At 73.4% G+C, this 9,580-nt stretch carries 8 protein-coding genes; 4 read left to right on the top strand and 4 right to left on the bottom strand.

Annotation, left to right across the window (positions count from 1 at the left end; all coding sequences use genetic code 11):
• Positions 1–41: 41 nt before the first annotated feature.
• Positions 42–218 (bottom strand): CsbD family protein, encoded by a 177-nt coding sequence (locus ACFRCR_RS13125; protein ID WP_138826384.1) that lies wholly within the window; start codon positions 216–218, stop codon positions 42–44.
• Between the two features lie 123 nt (positions 219–341).
• On the opposite strand from ACFRCR_RS13125, the gene ACFRCR_RS13120 reads away from it, so the two are divergent.
• The 3 genes from ACFRCR_RS13120 (at position 342) to ACFRCR_RS13110 (ending at position 4,815) form a co-directional block, all read left to right on the top strand.
• On the top strand, positions 342–962 hold the full coding sequence (locus ACFRCR_RS13120; RefSeq protein ID WP_377678088.1) for a GNAT family N-acetyltransferase: 621 nt from the start codon (positions 342–344) through the stop codon (positions 960–962).
• A gap of 104 nt (positions 963–1,066) precedes the next feature.
• Positions 1,067–2,560, top strand: a complete 1,494-nt coding sequence (locus ACFRCR_RS13115; protein WP_377678086.1) for a peptide MFS transporter — start codon at positions 1,067–1,069, stop codon at positions 2,558–2,560.
• A 77-nt stretch (positions 2,561–2,637) separates the two neighbouring features.
• Positions 2,638–4,815, top strand: coding sequence for a CocE/NonD family hydrolase (locus ACFRCR_RS13110; RefSeq protein WP_377678085.1), 2,178 nt, complete (start codon positions 2,638–2,640; stop codon positions 4,813–4,815).
• An 81-nt stretch (positions 4,816–4,896) separates the two neighbouring features.
• Here the strand turns inward: ACFRCR_RS13110 and ACFRCR_RS13105 are convergent, their stop codons facing one another.
• From ACFRCR_RS13105 to ACFRCR_RS13095, 3 genes are read right to left on the bottom strand one after another with little or no spacing between them, the layout of a single operon-like run.
• Positions 4,897–5,862, bottom strand: coding sequence for a MaoC/PaaZ C-terminal domain-containing protein (locus ACFRCR_RS13105; protein ID WP_377678083.1), 966 nt, complete (start codon positions 5,860–5,862; stop codon positions 4,897–4,899).
• Positions 5,859–7,211 carry a 3-oxoacyl-ACP reductase gene (locus ACFRCR_RS13100; RefSeq protein ID WP_377678081.1) on the bottom strand — a complete coding sequence of 451 codons (1,353 nt, stop codon included), beginning with the start codon at positions 7,209–7,211 and terminating at the stop codon, positions 5,859–5,861. The genes ACFRCR_RS13105 and ACFRCR_RS13100 overlap by 4 nt, the downstream gene beginning before the upstream one ends.
• Before the next feature lie 11 nt (positions 7,212–7,222).
• The gene (locus tag ACFRCR_RS13095; RefSeq protein WP_377678080.1) at positions 7,223–8,710 is read right to left on the bottom strand and encodes an acetyl-CoA C-acetyltransferase; all 1,488 of its coding nucleotides are present in this window, start codon (positions 8,708–8,710) and stop codon (positions 7,223–7,225) included.
• 280 nt (positions 8,711–8,990) lie between these two features.
• Here ACFRCR_RS13095 and ACFRCR_RS13090 point away from each other — a divergent pair.
• On the top strand, positions 8,991–9,580 hold a 590-nt coding region (locus ACFRCR_RS13090), incomplete at its 3' end, for a TetR/AcrR family transcriptional regulator (protein ID WP_377678078.1).

The following is a 9,580-nucleotide window of genomic DNA, read 5'->3' as shown; positions in this document are numbered from 1 at the left end:
GGGACCCGCAAACGGGTCCCGGGGCGGTCTTCGTCGGGGCGTCAGTCCTTCTTGAAGGCGTCCTTGACGTCGTCGCCGGCCTGCTTGACGTTGGCCTTCGCCTGGTCAGCGTGGCCCTCGGCCTCGAGGCGCTCGTTGCCGGTCGCCTTGCCGGCGCCTTCCTTGACCTTGCCCTTGGCCTCTTCGGCACCGTGCTTGATCTTGTCTCCCAGTCCCATGGGGTTCCTCCCTCGGTGGTGGTGGCTGCTTCCTGACGACCGTAGGCAGGGGTCGCGGGGACTCGCATCTCGGGTGACGGGCGGTCCACGAGACCTTCACAACTGGTCGGGCAGGATGACCGGATGGAGAACGACGTCGTCCTGGAGGGATTCGGGCTGCGGCTCGAGCCGCTCGCCGAGCAGCACGCGCCCGCGCTCGGCGCGTTCGTCGACGACGCCCTGTGGGCGGGCATGTCGTCGCCCACGCCGCGCGGTACGTCCGCGATGTCCGCCTACGTGCGCGAGGCGGTGGCGGCACCGGGGCGCCTGGCGTGGGCCGTCGTCGGGCCGGTGGCTCCGGGTTCCGCACCCGACGGTGCCACGTGCGTCCGCGGCAGCACCTCGCTCTACGAGTGGTCGCCCTCCCAGCGGCGCGTCGAGCTCGGATCGACCTTCTACGACCGACCCTGGTGGGGCGGCGCGACCAACCCGGCGTGCAAGTACCTGCTGCTGGGGCACGCGTTCGAGGTGCTCGACGTCGAGCGCGTCGCGCTGCGGGCCGACGCGCGCAACGCGCGGTCCATCGCGGCGATCCGGCGCCTCGGAGCCGTACCCGAGGGGGTGCTGCGCAGCCACCGCGTCGCGCCCGACGGGTCGCGCGGCGACACCGCCTACTTCTCGATCCTCGCGGACGAGTGGCCGCGGGTCCGCGACGGGCTGCTGGAGCGGCTGCATCGCCCGGGCACCGCGCAGCGGGCGAGGTGACGGGTCCACCCGAGGCGCCCCTGTGGCCTCTTCACCCGAATCTCCTTAGGTTGGAAGGATGCCTCCGCGGACCTGCGACGGGCTGACCGACCGCTGGAGGGCTGTTGACGACCGAGGACGCGCGACCGGCAGGACCTGCGGTCGACCCCGACGACAGAGCCTTCTTCGGGCACCCCCGAGGTCTCTCGACCCTGTTCGGCCTCGAGGTCTGGGAGCGGTTCTCCTTCCTCGGGATGCAGGCGATCCTCGTCCTGTTCTTCACCGCGTCGGTCGCGGAGAACGGGCTCGGCATGGCCGCCGGGCCCGCGGCCTCGATCGCGGCCGGCTACGGGACCATGGTCTACCTGGTCTCGGTCGGTGGCGGATGGATCGCGGACCGCGTCCTGGGCTCGTACCGCGCGGTCCTGTGGGGCGGCATCCTCATCGCGTGCGGGCACTACACCATGGCGATCCCCGCCGAGCTCTCGACGTGGCTCGGCCTGGTCCTCATCAGCCTGGGCACGGGCCTGCTCAAGCCCAACGTGTCGACGCTCGTGGGCAAGCTCTACTCGACCACCGACGAGCGCCGGGACGCCGGGTTCGCGCTCTACTACATGGGCATCAACGTCGGGGCGTTCTTCGGCCCCCTCGTCACGGGATGGCTCGGCGCCGACGTGGGATGGCACTGGGGCTTCTCGGCCGCCGCGATCGGCATGACCGCTGGAGTGGTCCAGTACGTCGTGGGCCGCAAGCACGTCCCCGGGCACGGGCGCGGCCCCGAGGCGCCCCTGCCACCGGCCGTGATGCGCCGGACCCTGTGGGTCCTGGGAGGGGTCGCGGCCGGGGTGGTGATCCTCGCCGCTGGGCTCGCGCTCGTGGGGCGACTCAGCATCGCGGGCGTCGTCGACGCGCTGACCGTTGTCGCGATGGCCGCGCCGATCGTCTACTTCACCGTCATGTTCCGCAGCCCGCGCGTGACGGGCGAGGAACGCGGCAGGCTGCGCCCGTTCCTCGTGCTGTGGTTCGCGTCGGTCGCGTTCAACTTCGTGCTGTTCCAGGCGTACAGCGTCCTGATCCTGCTGGCCGACCAGCACGTCGAGCGCACGATCTTCGGGTGGGAGGCACCCGCGGCCTGGTTCAGCTCGTTCCTCGGCGGCGTCGAGGTGCTCGTCGCGCCCGTGGTAGCGGCCCTCTGGACCTGGCTCGGACCGCGGCAGCCGCACGCCTCCAAGAAGATCGCCATCGGCGCGCTGCTCGGCGGGCTGTCCTACCTGGTCCTCGTGCCCGCTGTGACGGGGCAGAGCGGCGACTGGAAGATCGCCGTGTGGTGGCTCCTGGCCTCGCTCCTGCTGCTGGGCCTCGGTGACGTGCTGCTCCAGACGACGGGCCTGTCCGCGACGACCAAGCTCGCGCCCGCGGCGTTCTCGAGCCAGTCGATGGCCGTGTGGTTCCTGTCGATCGCGCTCGCGAACGGCATCCAGGCGCAGACCGTCAGGTTCTACGGCGAGATCCCCGACGGCCTGTACTTCACGCTCAACGGGGCCGTGGCCGTGCTCGTCGCGGTCGTCGTCCTGGTCCTCTCGCCCTGGATGAGGCGGACCATGTACCCCGTCCACTGACCCAGCACCACCCGCACCACCCGATCGACCCAGCACCACCCGCACCACCCGATCGACCCAGCACCGGAGGAACGACCATGCGGTACGTGACCGAGCTCCCGTTCGAGACCACGGTCGAGGACCACTGGATACCCCTCGCCGACGGGACACGCCTCGCGGCGCGCGTGTGGCGACCGGTCGCCCCCACGCCCGTCCCCGCGATCCTGGAGTACCTGCCCTACCGGCTGTCCGACTGGACCGCCCCGCGTGACGCGCAGCGTCACCCGTACTACGCGGGCCACGGGTACGCGTCGGTGCGCGTCGACCTCCGCGGCAGCGGGAACTCGGACGGCCACCAGGACGACGAGTACTCCCCGACCGAGCTCGCCGACGGCGTCGCGGTCGTCGAGTGGCTCGCGGCGCAGGAGTGGTGCAGCGGCAAGGTCGGGATGTTCGGCATCTCGTGGGGAGGGTTCAACGCCCTGCAGGTCGCGGCCCTCGCGCCCGCGGCGCTGCGCGCGATCGTCACGGTGTGCTCGACCGACGACCGCTACGACAACGACGTCCACTACACGGGCGGCTCGGTCCTCGCGGTCGACATGCACGCGTGGGCCGCGACCATGCTCGCGTTCTGCTCCCGGCCCCCGGACCCGGCCGTCGTGGGCGACCGGTGGAAGGAGCAGTGGCTCGACCGCCTCGAGCACACCGAGCCGTTCGTCCACACCTGGCTCGACCACCAGGTGCGCGACGACTACTGGCGCCACGGCAGCGTGATCGAGGACTACTCGGCGATCAGGGCCGCGGTGCTCGCGGTCGGCGGGTGGAACGACCCCTACCGCGACACGGTCCTGCGGCTCGTCGCCGCGGGGGACACGACGGCGGGCGGCGACCGTGCCCTGGGTGGTCCGGCCCGGGGCATCGTCGGTCCCTGGTCTCACCAGTACCCCGACCGCGGCCTGCCGCCGGGTCCCTCGATCGGCTTCCTCCAGGAGACCCTGCGCTGGTGGGACCAGTTCCTCAAGGACGAGGACACAGGCGCGCTCGACGAACCGGCGCTGCGCGCATGGGTCACCGAGTCCGTGCCGCCCGCCACGGTCTACGACGAGCTGCCCGGCCGCTGGGTCGGGGAGGAGCGGTGGCCGTCGCCGCACGTCAAGGCCGCAGTCCTCCCGCTCGCGGGAGCGCCGGGTGGAACGGACGACGTCGACGCGGGCGACGCCGCGGCCGCCCCCGCGCTGCGCACGACCGCGCCGCTCGTCACGCACCTTCCCGCCCGTCCGGACGCCTCGGGCGGTGAGCCGACCGCCCCGGCGGGCGTGCCGCCGTCGTGCCTCGTGGCCTCTCCGCAGCACACCGGGATCGACGCGGGGCGCTTCTTCCCGTTCGGCAACGACGCGGACCTGCCGCCCGACCAGCGCGAGGAGGACGGGCGGTCCGTGTGCTTCGACTCGGCCCCGCTCGCCCAGCGGCTCGAGATCCTGGGACGGGCACGGGTCCGACTGCGGCTGTCGTGCACGGGCGACAAGGGCCAGGTCGTGGCGCGGCTGTGCGACGTGGGCCCCGACGGCTCCTCGACGCTCGTGACCCGTGGCGTGCTCAACCTGTCGGCCCGCGAGGGGCGCGACCGTGTGGTCCCCTGGGAACCCGGCACGACGCACGACGTGACGTTCGAGCTCAGCGGCGTCGGGTACGCCCTCGCCCCCGGGCACCGGCTCCGGCTCGCGGTCTCCTCCGCGTACTGGCCGTGGGTGTGGCCGCAGCCGGGCGGTGCGGCGCTCGCGGTCGCGCCCGCGGGCAGCTCTCTCGAGCTCCCGCTGCACGACGGCGCCGCTCCCGGCGGGCACCCGGTCGTCACCTTCGAGGAGCCCGAGCAGGCGCCGCCGCTCGGTGTCGTCTACCCGGAGAACACCGACCAGCGACCCGAGCGGCGCGTCGTGCGCGACGTCGCGGCCGACGAGTGGCTCCTCGAGGTCGACCCCAGGTACGGCGGGACGCGCGTCTACCCCGACGGTCTCGAGTTCACCGAGGACGCGCTCGAGCGGTACTGGATCGGGCGCGACCCGCTGAGCGCGCGCACACGCTCCGACTGGAGCGTGCGGCTGCGCCGAGGTGCCACGTCGGCCGACCTCGCGTGGGACGCGAGCGTCGTCACGCGCTCGGAGATCACGTGCGACGCCGAGTACTTCCACACCGACGACGAGGTCGTGGCGCGCGACGGCGAGGACGTGGTGTTCGAACGTCGGTGGCGGCGCAGCATCCGGCGCACCGCGGGGTGAACCCGCCGACACGTGAGCAGACGCCCCTGATCCGACCCGATCAGGGGCGTCTGCGCACTTCTCGGCAGCCACGATCGGTGCTCAGCGCGGCGTGACCGTCCCGCTGAAGTGCCGCTTGCCGCTCTTCCCGTTCCACCCCACGTACGTGAACCCGCCCGGGTGAGCGGCGTCGTCGGGCGTGCGGGTGATCGCGACCTGGACCGTGCCCGGGAGCAGGACCGGCTTCTCGAACTCGACCGTCCAGTCGTAGGCGTCGCCGCGTGCGGCGCCGACCTCGGCCAGCGCGCGGGCCGCCGTGTACATGCCGTGCGCGATGGTCCGCGGGAAGCCGAACGCCTTGGCGCCCAAGGTCGAGGTGTGGATGGGGTTGCGGTCGCCGGAGATCGCGCCGTAGGCGCGCCCGGTCCCGCCGCCGAGCTCCCAGCGTGCGGTCGGGAGCGGTGGCACGAAGTCCTCGCGCGGCGACTCCACGGGCGCGCGCTCGCCCGACGGCAGCCCGAACCCCTTGGCCAGGTACGTCGAGACCCCGCGGTACGCGAGCTCGCCGCCCGTGCTCACCTCGGTCACGAGGTCCACCTGGACCCCGCGCCGGTGCGCGCGCAGGTTCTCGGCGGACGCGCGCACCTCGAGCACGTCGCCGACCCGCACGGGCCGGTGCACCGAGACCGCGTTGGACACGTGCACCAGCCCCAGCAGCGGCAGGGGGAAGTCGCCGCGGACCATGAGCGCGGTCGCGAGCGGGAACGCGAGCACGTGCAGGTAGCCCGCGGGCAGGGTGTCGTCGACGCGCTCGCCGATCAGCCGCTGGTACGCGGTCAGGTGCTCGGTCACGTCCGCGGTCGGGACGTCGGCGACGCGGTAGACGACGTCCGGCAGGACGACGTCGCGCGGCCCGGGCAGGACGCGCCCCACGGGGGAGCGCGTCACGGCGATCCGGCCCGACGACGCCACTCCCTTCGCGTACAGGCCGCCGAGCCCCGGCAGCGTGGGCAGCGTGACGAGACGCGGGTTGCGATGCTCGGTGGTCTCCTGCGCGGCGGCCGTCACGCGCCCACCAGGCTCTGGCCGCACACGCGCAGCACCTGGCCGTTGACGCCCGCCGCGGCGGGGGACGCGAGGAACGCGATGGCCTCGGCCACGTCGATGGGCTGCCCGCCCTGCTGGAGCGAGGACACGCGGCGGGCCGTCTCGCGCTGGACCAGCGGGATGGACGCCGTCATGTCGGTCTCGATGAACCCGGGCGCGACCGCGTTGGCCGAGCCGCCGAGCGGGGCCAGGAGGCGCGCGGTCGCCCGCGTGTGCCCGATGACGCCGGCCTTGGAGGCGCCGTAGTTCGTCTGGCCCCGGTTGCCCGCGATGCCGCTCGTCGAGGCGAGCGAGACGATGTGCGGTGCGTCCGAGAAACCGTTCGCGCCCAGCAGGTACTCGTTGATCCGCAGCTGCGAGAGCAGGTTGACCGCGATCACGGCGTCCCACTTGTCCGGGGACATGTTGGCGAGCAGCTTGTCGCGCAGGATCCCGGCGTTGTGGACCAGGACGTGCAGGCCGCCGTGGCGGGTCCGGGCGTGCTCGAGGATGCGGGCTCCCGCGTCCTCGGCCGTCACGTCGAGCTGCAGGGCCGTGCCCTTGATCTCGTTGGCGACCTTCGCGAGGGACTCGCCCGCAGCGGGGACGTCGACCACGACGACCGTCGCGCCGTCGCGTGCGAGCGTGCGGGCGATGGCCGCGCCGATCCCGCGGGCCGCGCCCGTCACGACGGCGACGCGCCCCGCGAGGGGACGGTCCCAGTCGGTCGTGGCCTCGGTCGCGGCGGGACCCACGTGCAGCAGCTGGCCGTCGACGAACGCCGAGCTGCCCGACAGGAAGAACCGCAGCGTGGCCAGGGCCGACGTCGAGTCCGGCGCGGCGTCGGCCGTGAGCTGGATGCCGTTGGCCGTGGCGCCCGCGCGCAGCTCCTTGGCGAGCGACCGCAGGAACCCGTCGACGCCCTGGCGGGTCGCCGCGAGCAGGGGCGTGTCGTCGTCGGCCGGTGCACGCGAGACGGTCACGACGCGCCCGCCCGGCGCGAGGCGGCGCAGGTTCGCGCCGAGCTCGAGCACGGGGGCCGAGAAGTCCGCGGGGCTGGTGGCGCCCGTCAGGACGACCACGATCGCCCCCCAGCGGGTCTCCCCGTCGCCGGCGTTCTGCCGGACGTCGAGGTCCCACCCGAGGAGGGCCTGCGCGACGGCGTTCGTGTCCTTGGCCGAGCCGGGCTCGCCGATCACGAGCACCGGGCCGGGCACGAGCGCGTCGCCCGGGCGGTAGCGGCGCAGGACCGCGGGCCGGGGCAGGCCGAGCTTCTTGGCGAGGGTCTTGGTGAAGCCGGAGTTCACGGCGGACAGGTACTTGTCGGTCATGGTGGGCTCCCTCAGCTCTCGGTGCTCTGTGCGGGCGTGACGGCCGGGCTCGTGGTGCTCTCCAGGATCGCGGCGACGCCCAGGCCACCGGCCGCGCAGATCGAGATGAGCGCGCGGGCCGGGCGGCCGGTCTCGCGCGCCTTGTCGGCCACGAGCTTCGCGGCTGTCGCGACGATGCGCCCGCCGGTCGCGGCGAACGGGTGACCTGCGGCGAGCGACGACCCGTGGACGTTGAGGCGAGAGCGGTCGATCGACCCGAAGGCGCCGTCGAGGCCGAGCTCGGTGCGGCAGTAGTCGTCGTCCTCCCACGCGGCCAGGGTCGTCAGGACGGTCGAGGCGAAGGCCTCGTGGATCTCGTAGAAGTCGAAGTCCCCGAGGGCCAGGCCGTTGCGGGCGAGCAGGCGGGGGACCGCGTGCGCCGGGGCCATGAGCAGCCCTTCGTGACCGTGCACGAAGTCGACCGCGGCGGACTCGGCGTCGACCACGCGGGCGAGGACGGGCAGGTCGTGCTCGGCGGCCCATTCGCGCGAGCCGAGCAGGACCACGGAGGCGCCGTCGGTCAGGGGCGTCGAGTTGCCGGCGGTCATGGTGGGCAGGGCGGGGCCTGCCGCCGCCGCGCCAGCGGACCCTCCGGCCGCCGCTCCGTGCGTGGGTGCGCTCGGCGTGAGGTGCTTGCCGAAGACCGGCTTGAGCGACGCGAGCTTCTCGGCGGACGAGTCGGCGCGCATGTTCTGGTCCTGCGTCAGGCCGCGGAACGGGGTCACGAGGTCGTCGAAGAACCCTGCCTTCCACGCGGCGGCGAGGTTCAGGTGGCTGTTCAGGGCGACCTCGTCCTGCGCCTCGCGCGTGATGCCCCAGGCGGCGGTGGTGATCGCCTGGTGCTCACCCATCGACAGCCCCGTGCGGGGCTCGCCCGTGCTGGGCGTCGACGGTGCCAGGTCGCCCGGGCGCACCGCTGCGAACGCCTTGAGGCGAGCGCCCAGGGTCTTGGCGTGGCTGGCCTTGAGCAGCGCCTTGCGCAGTCCTTCGCTCACGGCGACGGGCGCGTCGGACACCGTGTCGGAGCCGCCCGCGACGCCCGACTCGATCTGCCCGAGCCGGATCTTGTTGGACACGGTCACGACGGCCTCGAGGCCCGTGGCGCATGCCTGCTGGAGGTCGAACGCGGGGGTCTGCGGCGAGAGCGACGACCCGAGGACGGACTCACGGATCAGGTTGAAGTCGCGCGAGTGCTTGAGCACGGCACCGCCGACGACCTCGCCCAGGCGCTCGCCCTGGAGGCCGTAGCGGGCCACGAGCCCTTCGAGGGCGGCCGTGAACATGTCCTGGTTGCTGGCCCCCGTGTACTTGCCGCCCGCACGGGCGAACGGGATGCGGTTGCCGCCCAGGACGTAGGCGTCGCGAAGGGCGGGAGTGCGCCCGGGCTGCTCGACGGGCTGCGCGTCCTGCCGCTCGTCGGTTCCGGGGGTGGTGGTCTGGGGTGTCTTCGGGGTGGCCACTTCGCCTGCTCTCTCTCGCGTCGTTGCTGAGGGTGGGGACCGCGGGCGCGATCCACGCGGTGTCCAAGACCCACAGTACCTGATACTCTCGGTACCGTGAGGTGGGTCACACCCCTCGCTCCCTGCGCCCCGGCGGTCCCCGCCTCGAGGGGCGCCGCCTGGCGGGCCACTCGCGGACCGCCGGACGGACGACCAGGGACGACACCGACGTCGGGCACCACTGGAGGACTGCGTGATCAACGGCGACACGAACGGACGAGCCGGGAGACCCCGCACTGCCGTGCTCTCTCGCGACCCCGGACGCACCGCGCCCCCCGCCCCCGTGACCGACGGCCGCTCGACCCGCTGGGACGACCACCGCGCCATCCGTCGCGCCGAGCTCGTGCACGCGGCCCGCAAGGCCGTCCACAAGGGCGGTCCCGGGGTCTCCATGGACGAGATCGCGGCGGCCTCGGGCACGTCCAAGTCGATCATCTACCGCTACTTCGAGGACAAGACAGGCCTGCAGATCGCGATCGGCGCCTCGGTCGTCGGACAGATGCACGACGCCCTGACCCAGGCCGCTGAGTCCGCCGAGACCCCGCGCCGCGCGCTGCGCGCCATGGTCGGCGTCTACCTCGAGATGATCGCGAGCTCGCCCAACGTCTACTACTTCGTGACCCGCACGGGCGCCATCGCGGGCACCGACGGCACGGCCCGCACCGCCTCCGCGCCGCTCGCGGCATTCCTCGACTCCGTGACCCAGCTCGTCGCCCAGCCCTTCACGCGCGCGACCGACGTCAGCCCCGCCGACGCCGCCGCGTGGGCCGCGGGCGCCGTCGGCTTCGTGCGCGGAGCCGGCGAGTGGTGGCTCGGGAACCACGACGGGCC

Source organism: Oerskovia sp. NPDC056781, from assembly GCF_042789955.1.
Classification (GTDB): domain Bacteria; phylum Actinomycetota; class Actinomycetes; order Actinomycetales; family Cellulomonadaceae; genus Oerskovia; species Oerskovia rustica.
Note: the sequence above shows the minus strand (reverse complement) of the source record. Positions and strands in the feature narration are given on the sequence as shown.

Bases quoted from the DNA above. Each gene is read 5' to 3' on its own strand.
- ACFRCR_RS13125 (WP_138826384.1), bottom strand. From the start codon at position 218: ATGGGACTGGGAGACAAGATCAAGCACGGTGCCGAAGAGGCCAAGGGC.
- ACFRCR_RS13120 (WP_377678088.1), top strand. From the start codon at position 342: ATGGAGAACGACGTCGTCCTGGAGGGATTCGGGCTGCGGCTCGAGCCG.
- ACFRCR_RS13110 (WP_377678085.1), top strand. From the start codon at position 2,638: ATGCGGTACGTGACCGAGCTCCCGTTCGAGACCACGGTCGAGGACCAC.
- ACFRCR_RS13100 (WP_377678081.1), bottom strand. From the start codon at position 7,211: ATGACCGACAAGTACCTGTCCGCCGTGAACTCCGGCTTCACCAAGACC.